Source organism: Streptomyces sp. NPDC093600, from assembly GCF_044764755.1.
Lineage (GTDB): Bacteria > Actinomycetota > Actinomycetes > Streptomycetales > Streptomycetaceae > Streptomyces.
This window is the reverse complement of the sequence record NZ_JBIWIU010000002.1, coordinates 1-16,153: the sequence shown is the minus strand read 5'-3', so window position 1 is coordinate 16,153 and position 16,153 is coordinate 1. Positions and strand designations below refer to the sequence as shown.

Annotated in this window: 16 protein-coding genes and 1 tRNA gene; 5 read left to right on the top strand and 12 right to left on the bottom strand. The window is 72.0% G+C overall.

Annotation, left to right across the window (positions count from 1 at the left end):
• Positions 1–77 precede the first annotated feature (77 nt).
• Entirely contained in the window at positions 78–1,415 is a 1,338-nt protein-coding gene (locus ACIRB4_RS05735; RefSeq protein WP_403288698.1) for a VWA domain-containing protein, read from the top strand.
• A gap of 44 nt (positions 1,416–1,459) precedes the next feature.
• Positions 1,460–2,728 (top strand): FHA domain-containing protein, encoded by a 1,269-nt coding sequence (locus tag ACIRB4_RS05730; protein ID WP_403288696.1) that lies wholly within the window; start codon positions 1,460–1,462, stop codon positions 2,726–2,728.
• 41 nt (positions 2,729–2,769) lie between these two features.
• Here the strand turns inward: ACIRB4_RS05730 and ACIRB4_RS05725 are convergent, their stop codons facing one another.
• On the bottom strand, positions 2,770–3,744 hold the full coding sequence (locus ACIRB4_RS05725) for a methyltransferase domain-containing protein (RefSeq protein ID WP_403288695.1): 975 nt from the start codon (positions 3,742–3,744) through the stop codon (positions 2,770–2,772).
• A gap of 132 nt (positions 3,745–3,876) precedes the next feature.
• Between ACIRB4_RS05725 and ACIRB4_RS05720 the strand changes: the two genes are divergently transcribed.
• A complete protein-coding gene (locus ACIRB4_RS05720; protein WP_403288694.1) occupies positions 3,877–4,281 on the top strand; it encodes a globin in 405 nt (134 codons plus the stop codon).
• Between the two features lie 61 nt (positions 4,282–4,342).
• Here ACIRB4_RS05720 and ACIRB4_RS05715 read toward each other — a convergent pair whose 3' ends face one another.
• The 7 genes from ACIRB4_RS05715 to ACIRB4_RS05685 form a co-directional block, all read right to left on the bottom strand.
• The gene (locus tag ACIRB4_RS05715) at positions 4,343–5,005 is read right to left on the bottom strand and encodes a hypothetical protein (RefSeq protein WP_403288693.1); all 663 of its coding nucleotides are present in this window, start codon (positions 5,003–5,005) and stop codon (positions 4,343–4,345) included.
• The gene (locus ACIRB4_RS05710) at positions 5,002–5,424 is read right to left on the bottom strand and encodes a thioesterase family protein (RefSeq protein WP_356890620.1); all 423 of its coding nucleotides are present in this window, start codon (positions 5,422–5,424) and stop codon (positions 5,002–5,004) included. Before ACIRB4_RS05710 ends, ACIRB4_RS05715 begins: the two co-directional genes overlap by 4 nt.
• 2 nt (positions 5,425–5,426) lie before the next feature.
• Complete coding sequence (gene ettA, locus ACIRB4_RS05705; RefSeq protein ID WP_403288692.1) at positions 5,427–7,091, bottom strand: energy-dependent translational throttle protein EttA; 1,665 nt, start codon at positions 7,089–7,091, stop codon at positions 5,427–5,429.
• A gap of 172 nt (positions 7,092–7,263) precedes the next feature.
• Positions 7,264–8,667 (bottom strand): Cys-Gln thioester bond-forming surface protein, encoded by a 1,404-nt coding sequence (locus ACIRB4_RS05700; protein WP_403288690.1) that lies wholly within the window; start codon positions 8,665–8,667, stop codon positions 7,264–7,266.
• A 271-nt stretch (positions 8,668–8,938) separates the two neighbouring features.
• Positions 8,939–9,460, bottom strand: coding sequence for a single-stranded DNA-binding protein (locus tag ACIRB4_RS05695; RefSeq protein ID WP_403288689.1), 522 nt, complete (start codon positions 9,458–9,460; stop codon positions 8,939–8,941).
• 305 nt (positions 9,461–9,765) lie between these two features.
• Complete coding sequence (locus ACIRB4_RS05690) at positions 9,766–11,550, bottom strand: GTPase (RefSeq protein WP_403288688.1); 1,785 nt, start codon at positions 11,548–11,550, stop codon at positions 9,766–9,768.
• Positions 11,551–11,556: 6 nt separating this feature from the next.
• Positions 11,557–13,164: a dynamin family protein gene (locus ACIRB4_RS05685; protein ID WP_403288687.1), complete on the bottom strand. Its 1,608-nt coding sequence runs from the start codon at positions 13,162–13,164 to the stop codon at positions 11,557–11,559.
• 302 nt (positions 13,165–13,466) lie between these two features.
• Between ACIRB4_RS05685 and ACIRB4_RS05680 the strand changes: the two genes are divergently transcribed.
• Positions 13,467–13,539, top strand: a tRNA-Arg gene (locus tag ACIRB4_RS05680).
• Between the two features lie 402 nt (positions 13,540–13,941).
• On the opposite strand, the gene crcB (ACIRB4_RS05675) is transcribed toward ACIRB4_RS05680, so the two are convergent.
• Genes crcB (ACIRB4_RS05675) through ACIRB4_RS05660 form a run of 4 tightly spaced genes read right to left on the bottom strand, consistent with a single transcriptional unit; the run spans position 13,942 to position 15,748 of the window.
• Positions 13,942–14,295, bottom strand: a complete 354-nt coding sequence (gene crcB / locus ACIRB4_RS05675) for a fluoride efflux transporter CrcB (RefSeq protein WP_403288686.1) — start codon at positions 14,293–14,295, stop codon at positions 13,942–13,944.
• Entirely contained in the window at positions 14,292–14,639 is a 348-nt protein-coding gene (locus tag ACIRB4_RS05670) for a DUF190 domain-containing protein (RefSeq protein WP_403288685.1), read from the bottom strand. Before ACIRB4_RS05670 ends, crcB (ACIRB4_RS05675) begins: the two co-directional genes overlap by 4 nt.
• Complete coding sequence (gene crcB, locus ACIRB4_RS05665) at positions 14,636–15,046, bottom strand: fluoride efflux transporter CrcB (protein ID WP_403288684.1); 411 nt, start codon at positions 15,044–15,046, stop codon at positions 14,636–14,638. Before crcB (ACIRB4_RS05665) ends, ACIRB4_RS05670 begins: the two co-directional genes overlap by 4 nt.
• Positions 15,047–15,055: 9 nt before the next feature.
• Positions 15,056–15,748 carry a DsbA family protein gene (locus ACIRB4_RS05660; protein ID WP_403288683.1) on the bottom strand — a complete coding sequence of 231 codons (693 nt, stop codon included), beginning with the start codon at positions 15,746–15,748 and terminating at the stop codon, positions 15,056–15,058.
• 241 nt (positions 15,749–15,989) lie between these two features.
• Between ACIRB4_RS05660 and ACIRB4_RS05655 the strand changes: the two genes are divergently transcribed.
• Positions 15,990–16,153: LLM class flavin-dependent oxidoreductase (locus tag ACIRB4_RS05655; RefSeq protein WP_403289614.1), on the top strand; the 164-nt coding region annotated here is incomplete at its 3' end.

The following is a 16,153-nucleotide window of genomic DNA, read 5'->3' as shown; positions in this document are numbered from 1 at the left end:
CCGGCCCGGCGTCCGCGCCCCCGCCCCCGCCCCCTCACGCTGTTGTTGTTCCCGCTGTTGTCGAGGAGCCCGATCAGATGGCGAACTTCTCCAAGTCGACCGTGCCGCAGTTCTCGGTGGACGTGTACCAGAACGAGTTCCTGCCGGAGGGCGGCCGCGACGTCAGCGCCATCGTCACGGTCACCTCGACCGGCGGCGGCACCAGCGACGGCGCGCTCACCGACGCACGGCCGGGCACGGGGACCGGCGCCGCCGTCGTGATCATGGTCGACTGCTCCGGTTCGATGGAGTACCCGCCGACCAAGATGCGCGGCGCGCGGGACGCGACCGTCGCCGCCATCGACGCCCTGCGCGACGGAACGTCCTTCGCCGTCGTCGCCGGTACGCACGTGGCGCAGGAGGTCTATCCCGGCGACGGCCGGCTCGCCGTCGCCGACGCCACGACCCGTGACGGGGCCAAGGAGGCGCTGCGCCGCCTGAGCGCGGGCGGCGGTACGGCGATCGGCACCTGGCTGGGGCTCGCGGACCGGCTGCTCGGTTCCGCCGACGCGTCCATCCGGCACGGCATCCTGCTCACCGACGGCCGTAACGAGCACGAGTCGCCGGCGGACCTGCGGGCCGCGCTGGAGGCCTGCGCCGGACGGTTCACCTGCGACGCGCGCGGTGTGGGGACCGACTGGGAGGTCAAGGAGGTCACCGGCATCGCCTCGGCGCTGCTCGGCACGGCCGACATCGTGGCCGATCCGGCCGGCCTGGCGGCGGACTTCACCGCGATGATGGAGCGGGCCATGGGCAAGGAGGTCGCGGACGTGGCCCTGCGCCTGTGGACCCCGGTCGGCGTGGAGATCACGTTCGTGAAGCAGGTGGCGCCGACGGTCGAGGAGCTGACCGGCCGGCGCACCGAGGCGGGCCCGCGGGCCGGCGACTACCCCACCGGCTCGTGGGGCGACGAGTCCCGCGACTACCACATCCGCGTGCGGGTCCCGCAGGCGCAGATCGGGCAGGAGATGCTCGCCGCCCGCGTCTCCTTGGTCATCCCGGACCCGGCGGGCGGCGCTCCGCGGACCCTGTCCCAGGGACTCGTACGGGCGGTGTGGACCGACGACATGGCCATGTCCACGTCCATCAATCCCCAGGTGGCGCACTACACCGGCCAGGTCGAACTGGCCCAGGTCATCCAGCAGGGCCTGAACGCCCGCAAGTCCGGCGACCACGACGGCGCCACCGCCAAGCTGGGCCGCGCGGTGCAGCTGGCGGCCGCCTCCGGCAACGAGGGTACGGCGAAACTCCTTTCGAAGGTGGTGGACGTCGTCGACGCGGCGACGGGTACTGTGCGTTTGAAGGCGAAGGTCGCGGAGGCGGACGAGATGACTCTCGAGACGCGCTCCACCAAGACCGTTCGCGTGAAGAAGTAGCCCGCCGGCCAAGGAGCCGGACGACGAGAGGGGGAAGCACCGACATGCCGACCTGCCCGAACGGACACCAGTCGGTCTCCGACGACTGGTGCGAGGTCTGCGGCCATCGCATGGCCGGGGCGGGTGCGCCTGCGGGTGCCGTACCGCCGCCTCCCCCGCCGCCGCCTCCCGCCTACGGCTACCCCGGGCCTGGTGGGCCCGGTGGCCCCGGTCATCCGGCCGGTCCTGGCGGCCCTGGTCATCCGGCCGGTCCCGGTGGCCCGCCGCCCGCCTCCGCCGGCTTCGGTCCCGGCGGCGACCCGAACGCGACCGCCCAGGCGGAGCTCTGCCCGCAGTGCCGCACGCCGCGCGAGCACATGGCGCCGTTCTGCGAGGAGTGCCGCTGGAACTTCCTCACGAACACGGCCACTTCCTACACTCCGACGGCCCCGCCGGCTCCGCAGCAGGGCCCGCCCCCGGGCCTCAGCCTGCCGCCGGGCTTCCAGTCCCCGCCGCGGCAGCCCGACCCGTACGAGTACCAGGGCTCGCGGCCCTCGCAGATGAACCGGCCCGCGGAGCCGCTGCCGGCCGATCCCACGCACCACCAGGCGCCCCCGCAGCGTCCCCCGGGGCAGCAGCCCCCTCAGGGGTTCCAGCAGGGGCCGCCGCCCGCGCCGCCGTCGTTCCCGCAGGGCCCCCCGCCGTCCGCGCCCCCGCAGCCGGCGCCCAGCAGGGCGGACGACGACTGGATGCTGCCGCCGCCCTCGCAGGCGCAGGGACGGCAGGCACCTCCTCCGCCGCCGCCCCCGCAGCAGCAACAGCAACAGCAACAGCCGTACCAGTCTCAGCAGTCACAGCCCCAGCAGTCACCGCCGCAGCCGCAGTCCCAGCAGCCGCAACAGCAACCCCCGCCGCAGCGCCCGCAGCCGATGGGCTGGTCGGCGTACATCGGCCCGGACCGCGAGTACTTCCTGGCGATGATGCAGCGCAGCGGCCCGGAGGCGACGGGTCTGAACCTGCCCGCGTACTCCCCCGAGCAGCATCTGCCGCTCCAGGGCAACCAGGTCAGCATCGGCCGCCGCCGGCAGTCCACCGGTGAGTCGCCGGACATCGACCTGTCCGTGCCGCCGGAGGACCCGGGTGTCTCGCACCAGCACGCGGTACTGGTGCAACAGCCGGACGGTTCGTGGGCGGTGGTGGACCAGAACTCCACCAACGGCACCACGATCAACGGCGCCGAGGAGCCGATCCAGCCCTACGTCCCCGTCCCGCTCCAGGACGGCGACCGGGTGCATGTCGGCGCCTGGACGACGATCACCGTCCGCCGCGGCTGACACCGGCCGACCCGGACGCCCGGATCACCCGAGCACCCGGGTCACGGGCTCGGCAGCGGCCAGGCGTACGGCCCGCCGGGGTCGTCCAGCCACGCCCACTGCCGGCCCTCGCTCACCGTCACCCCGAAGCGCTCCCGCTCAGGCCGCCCCTCGCGCTGCCAGAGCGAGAGCGCTTCGCGTGCGTCCAGGCTCTCCTCGGCCAGCGTGAACAGGAACCGGAACCCGTCGTCCTCGTACGCCTGCCTGGGCAGCCCCACCGGCCGCCCGCGGCCGAAGCGCGCGTTGCCGCCGCGCAGCGCGACGAAGTACGCGGAGGTGGGCAGGAACCGTCCTTCCGCGTGGGCGCCTTCGCGGACCCGCAGCAGCACGAGCCCCGTGGACAGCGGCGTCAGCACGAGGGCGCCGGGGCGGCACTGGGCGAGCCAGGCGTACGGGATCGAGGGCAGAGTACAGGTGGCGATCACCCGGTCGTAGGGCGCGCGCTCGGGGCAGCCGCGCGCGCCGTCGCCGGTGAACACGGCCGGCCTGTAGCCGGCGACGGTGAGATGGGCGCGGGCGGACTCGGTGATCTCCTCGTCCAGGTCGACGGTGGTGACGTGCTCGTCGCCGAGCCGGTGACAGAGCAGGGCGGCGTTGTAGCCGGTGCCGGCGCCGATCTCCAGGACGTCGTGCCCGTCCCGTATCTCCAGCGCCTCCAGCATCTGCGCCATCAGGGAGGGCTGGCTGGAGGAGGAGACCAGCTCCCCGTCCCGTACGCGGGTGGCGAGCGGTTCGTCCCGGTAGGCGCCGCGCAGCCAGCGGACGCGGCGGGCGGGGTCGGGGTGGCCGGACCAGAGGCGTTCGTAGCCGGTGACCCCGGAGACGTAGTAATAGGGGACGAACAGATGGCGGGGCACCTCGGAGAAGGCCGCGTGCCAGGCGGGGTCGCGCAGTGCTCCGTACGCCTCGACCTCCCGTACGAGAGCCTGCCGCGCCCGCTCGCCTTCCTCGGCGAAGACATCCACCTGTGCGCCCATGCCTCCACTGTCCTGCGCGACGGCCCCGGAGGCGAGCACCCGGCCGGTGTCCTAGGGAGCGTTCCCAGGGGGCGTTCCCGGGGGCGTCCTAGTCCTCCGGTACTCGGCCGGGGCATCTGAGACCATGGAGCGGTGAACGAGATTCCGCGCGGCACGCTTCAGGAGCAGACCTTCTACGAGCAGGTGGGTGGCGAAGACACCTTCCGTCGCCTCGTCCGCCGTTTCTACCAGGGTGTCGCCGAGGACCCCCTGCTGCGCCCGATGTACCCCGAGGAGGACCTCGGACCGGCGGAGGAGCGGCTCGTGCTCTTCCTGATCCAGTACTGGGGCGGGCCCCGCACCTACAGCGACCACCGCGGCCACCCCCGGCTGCGGATGCGGCACGCGCCGTTCACGGTCGACAGGGCGGCGCACGACGCCTGGCTGAAGCACATGCGCGACGCCGTGGACGAGCTCGGCCTGGCCCCCGAGCACGAGCGGCAGCTGTGGAACTACCTCACGTACGCGGCGGCCTCGATGGTGAACGCGGCGGAGTGAACCCCTGAGCAGGCGCGACGACGGCGCGATGACGGCCAGGGCCTCTGGACCGGTGAGTGGATCAGTGGCGTGACGCCGGGGAGACCGTCAGCGACGGCGTGACCGTGCGCAGCGCGATCGAGCCGTACGGCGTACGCAGCCGAAGCCAGGGGCCGGCTGCCAGCAGGGCGACCGGCACCTCGTGCGGCGGGAGGAAACCCAGCGACTGGGCGGCGTGGACGGCACGCAGCGGGAGCTCCGTACCCGCCACCGTCCGCGACCAGATCTCGCGACCGATCCGGTCACGCTCCGCCCGCGTCCGCCGCTCCTCGGGCAGCTCCTCGTCCCGTGCCCGGAACTCGGCGACCGCCGCCGCGACGGCGGCGCGCAGCTCCGCGCCGCCCGGGACTCCGGTGACCGGCTCCCAGCCGCCCCGGGGCGGCAGGACACCGGCCCACGGCGGTCCCGTGACGGCGTCCGGGACGACCGCCTTGCCGGCGGACTCCTCGATCCCCTCCAGGAGTTCACCGGCGGAGACCGTGATGTCCAGATCCACCGCGTCGACGAGGCGTGCCGTACGGATGGCGAGCACCTCGAACGACGGCGGCCGTCCGAACACGGCCAGCGCCCCGCCCCCCGCCTGGAGGCGGACGGCGGCGGCGCGGTCGTAGTGGATCAGCCGGGCCAGGAAGGCGGCGAGGTCCGCCGCCTCCCGGGCGTCGGCGAAGTGCAGCGGCGCGATCATGCGGCGGACGTCATCCCGTCGTCGACGTACTCCTCCAGGAAGGAGCGCTCCTCCGCGGAGATCCTGCGCGGCCGCTGCGCCTCCAGGTCGAAGGGCACGACGATCGTCGAGGCCCGTACGTACACGACGTCCGGGTCCTTGATCTCGTACGCGATCGTCAGCGACGCCGCGCCTATCTTCGTGACCCACGACTCGATGGTGACCGGCTCGTGCCGGTGCACCAGCGGCCGTACGTAGTCGATCTCGTGCCGGGCCACGACGGAGCCGCCGGAGAACGACGGCGAACCGTCGCCCGGCGCCAGCCGGAACATGAAGTCGATCCGCGCCTCTTCCAGATACCGCAGGAAGACGACGTTGTTGACGTGCCCGAAGGCGTCCATGTCCGACCAGCGCAGGGGACAGCTGTAGATATGGCGCACGCTCAGCCTCGGGTCAGCTTCTTGTACGTGGCACGGTGCGGACGGGCCGCGTCCGGGCCGAGGCGCTCGATCTTGTTCTTCTCGTACGACTCGAAGTTGCCCTCGAACCAGTACCACTTCGAGTCGCCCTCGTACGCCAGGATGTGCGTGGCGACCCGGTCCAGGAACCAACGGTCGTGGGAGATGACCACGGCCGCGCCGGGGAACTCGAGGAGCGCGTTCTCCAGCGAGGACAGGGTCTCGACGTCGAGGTCGTTGGTGGGCTCGTCGAGGAGCAGCAGGTTGCCGCCCTCCTTGAGCGTGAGCGCGAGGTTGAGGCGGTTGCGCTCACCACCGGAGAGGACACCGGCGGGCTTCTGCTGGTCCGGCCCCTTGAAGCCGAAGGCGCTGACGTACGCGCGCGACGGCATCTCGACCTGGCCGACGTTGATGTAGTCCAGCTCGTCCGACACGACGGCCCAGAGGGTCTTCTTGGGGTCGATGTTGGCGCGGGTCTGGTCGACGTAGCTGATCTTGACGGTCTCGCCGATCTTGACCGTGCCGGAGTCCGGGGCCTCCAGGCCCTGGATCATCTTGAACAGCGTGGTCTTGCCGGCGCCGTTCGGGCCGATGATGCCGACGATGCCGTTACGGGGCAGGGTGAAGGACAGGTCGTCGACGAGGACCTTGTCACCGAACGCCTTGGAGAGGTTGTTGACCTCGACGACGACGGAGCCCAGACGCGGGCCCGGCGGGATCTGGATCTCCTCGAAGTCCAGCTTCCGCATCTTGTCGGCCTCGGCCGCCATCTCCTCGTAACGGGCGAGGCGCGCCTTGGACTTGGTCTGCCGGCCCTTGGCGTTGGAGCGGACCCACTCCAGCTCTTCCTTGAGGCGCTTGGCGCGCTTCTCGTCCTTGCGGCCCTCGACCTTGAGACGGGTGGCCTTCTTCTCCAGATACGTGGAGTAGTTGCCCTCGTAGGGGATCGCTCGGCCGCGGTCGAGCTCGAGGATCCACTCGGCGACGTTGTTCAGGAAGTACCGGTCGTGCGTGACGGCGACGACGGCGCCCGCGTACTTCGAGAGGTGCTGCTCCAGCCAGTTCACCGACTCGGCGTCGAGGTGGTTGGTGGGCTCGTCGAGGAGGAGCAGGTCCGGGGCCTCGATCAGCAGCTTGCAGAGCGCGACGCGGCGCTTCTCGCCACCGGAGAGGTTGGTGACCGGCCAGTCGCCGGGCGGGCAGCCCAGCGCGTCCATGGCCTGCTCGAGCTGCGCGTCGAGGTCCCAGGCGTTGGCGTGGTCCAGGTCCTCCTGAAGCTTGCCCATCTCGTCCATCAGCGCGTCCGAGTAGTCGGTCGCCATGAGCTCGGCGACCTCGTTGAAGCGCTTGAGCTTGCCCATGATCTCGGCGGCGCCGTCCTGGACGTTCTCCAGAACGGTCTTGGCCTCGTCCAGCTTCGGCTCCTGCATGAGGATGCCGACGCTGTAGCCGGGCGACAGGAACGCGTCACCGTTGGACGGCTGCTCAAGGCCCGCCATGATCTTCAGAACGGTGGACTTACCGGCACCGTTCGGGCCGACCACACCGATCTTCGCACCGGGCAGGAAGCTCAGCGTCACGTCATCGAGGATGACCTTGTCGCCGTGCGCCTTGCGCGTCTTGCGCATCGTGTAGATGTACTCAGCCAAGAGAAACCGTCCGGCAAAGAGTGAGTGGGCAGATACACCCCATCTTGCCTGACGTCCACCCCGCGATGGAAACCCGTACTTCTCCGGGTACGGCGACGGCCCCGGTGCGCGTGGTGCGCACCGGGGCCGTCGGTGACTATGGGTTGCCCCATGTCACTCGGTGTTCACGGTCCTACTGGCCGGCCGCGTTCTTCCTGCGGAGGAAGAAGACCGCGCCGCCGCCGAGGACCACGAGGACGACGGCGATGCCGGCGATCATCGGGGTGGCGCTGGAGCTGCCGGTCTCGGCCAGGTCGCCCGAGGTGGTGCCGGTGCCCGTGCCCGTGCCGCCGGTGGTGCCCGCCGGGGTGGTCGGGGACGGCTCGGTGGACGGGGTCTCCGACGGCGTCGGGGCCGGGGTGGCCGTCTTGCAGTCGAAGACGCCCTTGAAGGTCTTCTCGAAGCCGTTCGGGCCGGTGATCGTGAAGTCGTACGCCTGGTCCTCGGCCAGCGGGACCGTCACGGTCTTGGAGGCACCGGCGGCGATCGTGTACTTCATGCCCTTGAGCTCGAAGGTGAAGTCCTCGTCACCCTCGTTGGAGGCCGTGACCTCCAGGCCGCCCTTGGCGCAGTTCTTCACGGCCGAGACGGCCGGGATCGCGCCCTTCTTCGCCCAGGTCGCGGTGGCCTTGGCGTTGACCGTGGAGGTGCTGGTGCCGGCCAGGATCAGGGTCTGGCTCTTCACCTTGGTGGCGACGAAGGCGCGGCCGATCGGCACGGTGGTGTCGGCCTGGACGGTCAGCTCGGCGGCACCGTCGGCGGAGCCGGCGGGGACGTCGAAGAAGACCTGGCCGCCGTTGGCGACGTTGGTGACGACCTTGCCGTCCTTGTCGACCAGCTTGACGCCCTCGGGGGCGCCGGGGGCGAGCGAGACGGCGGCCGAGGCGGCGTTGGTGCTCACCGTGATCGGACCGAGGCGCTCACCGGTCTTACCGGCGACGGACGACGGCGACAGGCTGAGGGACGCCTTCGGCTCCTCCAGGTTCTGCGCGTTCTTCTCCAGGTACTCGGTGAGCGCCTTGGCGTTGGCGTCGACCGGCACGGCGTCGATGTCGTCGGAGAAGTGCCAGATCGCGGCCTGGGTGGCGGCGGCGGCGGTCTTCTCGGTGAGGTTCGCGACGCCGGCCTTCTTGGCCAGGCCGGCCAGGTCGTTCACCTGGGGGTAGGAGTTCTGCAGGATCCAGCGGATCTTGCCGGCGTCCTTGTTGTTGTGCAGGGACGACTGGTCCCAGCCGACCTCCTTGTACTCCTGGCCCTTCAGCGCGTCGGTGTGGAAGTCGATGCAGTAGGTCTGCAGCGCCCCGCCCGGCGTGACCTTCATCTCGAAGAGACCGGCGGAGACCTGTCCCTTGCCCGCGACGTTCACGGTGTCGTAGACGGCGAGCTTGCCGAGCGTGGCGGTGGCGCCGCCGGAGCTCTGCGGCCCCTCGTCCGCCAGCGCCGGTCCTGCGACGGCTATCGCACCCGCAGCGACGAGGCCCGAGACCACGGTCGCGGCGGCAAGGCGGGCGGTGCCGCGCCTCCGAACAGAAAACATGAATTTCCCCTCCGGGCGAGCTGCTCCGCGTCGATGGTCGATCCGCGTGGGGGGAGCGCTTCGCCAGCAGACTCACAGACCCAACAGGCTTGAGACTGGCTCTGGTGCAGACTCAAGTCCCGTATGAGTACCCGGGAATCCTAGGGACGGGGAAGCCTCCGATGCCCGCCCGTACGGTCTGATAACCATTCCGTCTCGGAATCGTTATGACCGGGGTCCGATTCGCGTAGAAGCGCTGGTCGCGGTGTCGATATATCCCCTCAACTCGCGGTCATGGAGCGGGCTCCAGGACCTGCGGCTCCCGCACCGCCGGTGACTCTGCGGGCCCCGCCGAGGGAGCCGGCGCCTCCGCCACCGGCTCCGGGCGGGTGTCCCACGGGTCGCGGGGCGGGCCGGAGGCGCTGTTCTCCTGCCGTTCCGTCAGTCGCGGTTCCCCCTTCACCACGCGCCGGAACGCCGCCGTACCGCGCGACAGATCGTGGCCCACCGACAGCGCGTCGATGTCGACGAACGTCTTGCGCTGGCCGTCTCTTTCCTCCTCACGCACTTTCAGCCGACCGTGCACGACCAGCGGTTCGCCCACCGACACTGAGGCGGCGAGGTTGGCGCCCAGAGCCCGCCAGGCGAAGACCGTGTAGAAACTGGTGTGTCCGTCGGACCAGGTGCCCCGCTCCCGGTCCCAGCGCCGCGCGGTCACCGCGAAGCGGAACCTGGCCACCCCTCCCGTCGCCGTGTCCCGGTACTCCACGCCCGTCGCCACGTTCCCGATCAATGTCACCGTCGTGTCGTTCATGGCCCTCCCCCTGTCCAAGTCGTCGGCCTGGTCTTCAGGGTGGACCCGTCGAGCGGAACCCGTCGGCGGCTGTGGACAGCCGAGCGCCTGGGGACAACTTCGTCATCCGACCGGGTGACACCGGGCCCTCACATCGTGATCCGGGCACGGGGCCGGAGACGCCTCCCCTCATGCGTGGCGGGGCCGCCGACGCCTCGCCCGCCGGGCCGGGACACCCTCGCCTGAACCGCGCGCCGGGCCGGACGCTCGCCTGAACCGCGCACCGGGCCGCCCCGCACCACAACCGCGCACCCCGCCCGGCCGCCTCACCGCATCCGGGCCCCGGACCGGATGCCGCCCCACCGCCCGCCGCCGAGGCGGGTGACCCGGGCGCCGGACCGGGTCCCGGACACCGTCACGTACTGCTCGCGAACCTCCCGGTAGCGCATCAGCTCCGCCGAGATCGGGTCGAGCACGCGGGCCCGCCCGCAGGCGGCCGCCGCCTCGCGCAGCTTGCGCTCGGCCTCCTGCCCGTACCGCCGCGCCGGCCCCTTGACGGCGGCCGCGCACGCCCACTCCACCAGCGGCCCGCCGACGATGCCGGCGGTCATGATCAGGACGGGCGGCAGGAGGCCCGGCTCCACGACGCCGATGATCTGGCCGACCAGCCACAGCGCACCGAAGAACTGCAGAAGCGTCATGAGCACCTGGGCCAGTACGGCGGCGGGCCACCAGGCCGGGCGGGGCGGGCGGGCCGCCGGGTCCCCGACGCGCGCCGCGAGCTCGTCGAGGGCCTCGGGCAGCCCCTCCGCTCCGCGTACCGCCGCCTCGCGCACCGCCTGCGCCCACGGCGCCGGCAGCCCCCGCGAGGCGTCCTCGGCGACGAGCCGTACGGCCTGCTCCACGCGCTGGCGCGCCGTCAGCTCCTCCTCGGTCGGCGGCTGGAGGCGCGGGTCGGTGGAGCCGTGCTCGCGGATCCGCTCGTACCAGCGGTAGAGCCGCAGCCAGGGGGTGCCGCAGGCGCGGATGGCGCTGCGGCGCCAGACGCGTTCGGCGGCCTCGCCGGCCGCCGTGGCGCCGACGGCTACGGCGAGACGGGCCGAGAAGGCCTCCCTGGCGCGTTCACCGAGACCGGTGGTGCCGTCGGCGACGTACACCGGGCGGAGCCGGTTCGCCGCCGCGTCGACATCGGCGGAGAGGCGGAGGGCAGGCGCGGACCGCTCCTGCACGAACCGTCCGAGCAGCTCGCGCAGTTCGCCCACGCCCTCCCCGGTGAGCGCGGAGAGGGCGAGGACGGTGGCGCCGGGTTCGCCGTGCTCGCCGAGGGCCACGCCGTCCTCGTCGAGCAGGCGCCGCAGATCGTCCAGGACGAGATCGGTGGCCTCGGTGTTCAGCCGGTCGATCTGGTTGAGGACGACGAAGGTGACCTCGGCGTGACCCGCGAGCGGCCGCAGATAGCGTTCGTGGAGGGAGGCGTCGGCGTACTTCTCGGGGTCCACGACCCAGATGACGGCGTCGACGAGGCCGAGGACGCGGTCGACCTGGTCGCGGTGGGTGGTGACGGCCGAGTCGTGGTCGGGGAGGTCGATGAGGACAAGTCCCTGCAGGTCCTCGTCGGCGGCGCCGCCCGCGAGGGGGCGGCGGCGCAGCCGGCTGGGCACGGCCAGCCGGTCGAGGAGCCCGGCGGAGCCCTCGGACCAGCTGAGCGCGATGGGCGCGGCGGTGGTGGGGCGGCGCAGGCCGGTCTCGGAGACGGGAACTCCGGCGAGGGCGTTGAAGAGGGTGGACTTGCCGCTGCCGGTGGAGCCGGCGATGGCGACGACGGTGTGGCGGGCGGAGAGCCGCTGCCGGGCCGCGGCCTCGTCGAGCACGCGTCCGGCCTCGGCGAGTGTCTCGTTGTCGAGTCGCGTACGGGAGAGGCCGACGAGTTCGTGGAGGGCGTCGAGGCGGGCGCGCAGGGAGCCGCCGTACCGGCCTCCCAGGGCCGGCAGGCCGTCCTGCTCCGCCGCCCGCTCCCCGTCCTCGGTGAGCGTGCTCTCGCCGCCCCGCTCGGCCGCTCTGCGCGCGATCAAACCGTCGTCCCACCGGTCGTCCACCGTGCTGCTGCTCACCGGTCCTCACTTCTCCTTCTGCAGTACGGAGAGCGCGGCGATCAGCTCCGCCTGCGGCTCGGGGGTCACGTCGAGGGCGTCGAGGGGGGCGAGGAGCCGGTCGCGTTCGGCGTGCAGGGCGCGGTCGAGGTACGTGGTGACCAGTTCGCCGCCCTTGTCCCGCAGGTGGAGGGCGCCCTGGGCGCCGAGGAGTTCGGCGAGCCGTTCGCCGGCGCCCCGGGCGCGGCGGCCGCCGAGGAGGGCGGCGGCGAGCAGGGCGGCGACGGTTTCGGCGTCGGGGACGGCGGTACGGGGGGCGGTGGCGCGCTCCAGGCCCCGTACCTCGTCCTCGGCCAGCTCTTCGAGGACGCGCCGCCAGCGCCGTACCACCACGCCGATCCGCTCGGCGGCCTCCCGGTCGGGGACGGTGTGGGCGGCGACGAGCGCCGCGGCGGCCGGCTCGCGGCGCCAGGCGTCCCGTACCCGCTCGTCGGCGGCGTCGACGGCGCACTGGACGAGGGCGGCGAGGGATTCGGCGAGGGCGTCGAGGAGCTCTTCGGCGGAGCTGTCGCGGGGATAGGCGCGCCAGCGGGTGCGGGCGTCGCCGGCGAGGACGGCGCCGTGCTGCAGCTGGCGGCGGACCCGTTCGCCCTGTTCCTCGTACGCCGCCTCGACGGCGCCGCCGAGGCGGACGGCGGCGGCGTACTGGGCGGCGACCGCCGCGGCCAGCTCGGGCATCCGGCTGTCGAGGGAGTCGATGACGCCCGAGGCGGTGCGGGCGACGGCCTGCTGGCGGGCGGCGGGGTCCTGGGCGCGGTGGGCGAGCCAGGCGCGCAGCGGGGCGACGGCGTTGTCGGGCAGCAGGCCGCTGCCGCCGCCGGTCGACTCGGGCAGCTCGGGGATGGTGAACCGGGGTACGTCTCCCAGTCCGGCCTTGTCGAGGAGGGCCTCGTACTGCCGGGAGACCTCGCCGATGACCTGGTGGGGGACGCGGTCGAGGACGGTGACGAGGGTGGCGTCGTACTCCTTCGCGGTGCGCAGGAGGTGCCAGGGGACGGCGTCGGCGTAGCGGGAGGCGGTCGTGACCATCACCCAGATGTCGGCGGCGCACATCAACTCGGCGGCGAGCAGCCGGTTCTCCACGACGAGGGAGTCGATGTCGGGCGCGTCGAGCAGGGCGATGCCGCGGGCGAGGGCGGAGGAGGTCTCGACGCGCAGGGCGTTGTCCTCCGGGGGGTCCTCGGCCGGGTTGTCGTCGTCCTGCTGGGGCAGCCAGACGCGGGTGAGCTGCGGGAGGACGCGGAGCCCGGCGAACCAGTGGTGGTCCTCCGGGTGACAGACGAGGACGGGGGTGCGGGTGGTGGGCCTGAGGACTCCGGCCTCGCTGACCCGCCTCCCCACAAGGGAGTTGACGAGGGTGGACTTCCCGGCTCCGGTGGAACCGCCGACGACGGCGAGGAGGGGGGCGTCGGGGTCCTTGAGCCGGGGGACGAGGTAGTCGTCGAGCTGGGCGAGCAGCTCGGCACGGGTCTGCCGGGCGCGGGGGGCGCCTGGAAGGGGGAGGGGTAGACGCACGGCGGCGACACAGTCGCGCAGGGCGGAGAGTGCGTCGATCAGCTGAGGCCGTTCGTCCAAGGTCACCACATGCGAAGAATGCCCAATTTTGGAGCCTTTTTGAAGCGTATAACGGTCCTACGCGCCGACCGAACAACCGATGACGCGCGCCTCAGGCATAACGAGTGCACAACACCCGGGCCAAGTGGCGCGAAAAGCGCTGCGGGAATCGCACCTGCCTGCGATTATCGTTCCGCTTCACTGAACCTCCACATCGTGCCACGCAGGTGAAGCAACCGGGCCAAGGCGATCGGAGCCCTATCCTTGACCCGGCAGGCCAGACCCCACCCACCAGGGGGCTCCGGCCACCGGGCCACCACCCGGCCCCCGTAGCTCAGTGGATAGAGCAGGTGCCTTCTAAGCACTTGGCCGCAGGTTCGAGTCCTGCCGGGGGCGCAAGATCGGGACCCTCCCTTCGGGAGGGTCTTTTTTGCTGGTCAGGACACCCTCGCCGCGCCGGTCGGCCCGTGGCATCGGGTCAGGAGGCGCCACGTCCCCCTTCAACCGGCCTGTGGGGCCAAGTGCTTCAACGGTCGGCCGAGTGCTGCTGCCGGAGGGAGTAGCAGCCCACAGCCGGCCAGTCCAGTGACCATCGACAACGCGTGGCGTCTCGTCCGGCCTGCCCCAGCCCCCCCAGCGGCGTACCGTCTGGAGCCAGAACGAATGAGCCGCCGACGCCCACGCAAACCAGGTCGATCCGCGCGTGCGCGGCTGGCAGGACACGCCGTGGGGGAACGGGTGCTGGTCTCCGTTCCCTTGGGGTCGCTCGGCTGTCAGCGGGAGGTCGTGGGGGGAGACCTAGAGCACAGTGGCCGCCTCGGCTCCCAGCCATACGGCTGCCAGGCCGGCGGCCACGCTCCCCGTGACGTTCGCCAGGGCGTAGCCGCGGGCGCCGCTCTCGTAGAGCTTCAGCGTCTCGTACGAGAACGTGGAGTACGTCGTCAGCGCCCCGCACAGGCCCGTGCCGAGGAGGAGGTGGGTCTGGGCCGAGGAGACGCCGGTGAGCAGGCCCAGGACCAGGGAGCCGGCCACGTTCACCGTGAAGGTGCCCCAGGGGAAGAGGGAGTCGTGGCGGGACTGGATCGCGCGGTCGGTGAGATAGCGCAGGGGGGCGCCGACAGCCGCGCCGGCGATCACCAGGAGCCAGTTCACTCAGGCCGTTCCCGGCCGGCGTAGCGGATGACCTCGCAGTCGTCGAGGATCACCAGGCCCTCGTGCACCAGCGCGTCCAGTTGGGGCAGGAACGCCCGGACGCGGTCCTCGGTGTCCACGATCAGGATCGCGACCGGCAGGTCCTCGCTCAGGGAGAGGAGCCGCGAGGTGTGGATGAGGGACGAGGCGCCGTAGCCCTCGATGCCGCGGAAGACGGACGCCCCGGCGAGACCGGCCTCGTGCGCCCGGTGCACGATCTCGGAGTACAGCGGCCGGTGGTGCCAGGTGTCGCTCTCCCCGACGAGGATCGTCACCCTCAGGGCCCTGCCCGCCAGTCTCGTCATCGCGTTCTCCTCGCCAGAGCGCCACGGGTCGCCGTGGTCGCGGCCCAGACGGCGGCCAGGGCCACGACCACCGTCGATCCCAGATAGAGGATGCCCCGGGTCGCCTCCCCGGCGCTCAGCAGGAAGTGCGTGTCGAGCGCGTACGTGGAGAAGGTGGTGAAGCCGCCGAGCACCCCCGTACCGAGGAACGGACGCACCAGCCGGTGGGGCGCGGCGGCGACCTCCGTGACCAGGACCATCAGGACGCCGATCGCCGCACAGCCGGCCGCGTTGACGGTGAGGATCGTCCAGGGGAAGGCGCCCGGCGGGGTGGGCCAGGCCAGTACCGCGGCGTAGCGCGCGGCCGCGCCGAGCGCGCCGCCGGCCGCCACGGCCGCGACGACCGGCAGCTGCCCGCGGAATTCCATTCCGCCAGGCTAAACGGCCAGGGAGTCCAGCAGCGCGGCCGCCCAGCCCGCGTCGTAATGATCGAGCCGGGGAAAGCCTCCGTCGTACGGATCGCCGGTGAAGACGTAGGTGGCGCCCGGATTGTGCGCGTCGTAGCCGCCGGCGGCGAAGAAGTGCGGGCTGCCCTGGATGTGTGGCCCCCGCGCCTCGTGCCACTGCTCGTACACCTCGCGGCGTCCCGCGCCCTGGGACAGGGCCTTCTCCAGGGCGCCGGCGTCGACGTCCGGGCAGTTTTCGGCGATGTCGAGGATGACGGAGTGGACGGCTATGCAGCGGTGTTCGGCGTAGAAGGCGCGCCGCAGTCCGGCGTCGAGCTGGTCCGAGCCGCGCACTCCGCCCACCTCGGGGGACTTTGCGGCCTGTACGGCCTCGAGGGCGGGCAGGATGCTCGACGGGTACTCCCACATCGGCGCGTCCCACAGCCGCCAGCCCAGCTCCGGGCGGTGGGCGCCGAGCATCACGATCTCCGCGTCGACGATGTGCTTGGGCGTGGGCTGGCGGTTGAACAGCTCCAGGGGGAAGGCGCGGTGGTCGATCAGGAGGTCCTGGCCGCGTTCGGCGGCGGTGGCCCGCAGGGTGTTCAGGGCGAGCGTGGCCCAGGGACAGCCGATGTCCGACCAGACGGTGACGACGGGCTGCTGCGCTTCTCGTACGGGTGTCATGGCCACGAGCCTGGGTGCCACAAGGCGGGCCGTCCAGCCCGCGCCGCGGACTTCGTCACGACGACGGCGGGAGGCGGGAAGCGCGGCGGACGGCGGGAGGCGGAGGCGTGCGTCGGGCGTCGGGCGTCGGGCGTCGGGCAGCCGAGCGCCGGAGGCTTATCGGATAGGTTTCCGGTTCTTCCTCCGAGTCGTGCACTATGGAAGAGGACGGACTTCCTGGGGCGGCTTGGAGTGTTGTGTCATGCAGTTCGGAATCTTCACCGTCGGGGATCGGACCACCGATCCCACCGACGGCACCACGCCGGGCGACCACGAGCGGATCAAGAACACCGTCGCCATCGCGCTGAAGGCGGAGGAGGTCGGGCTCGACGTCTTCGCGACCGGTGAGCACCACAACCCGCCGTT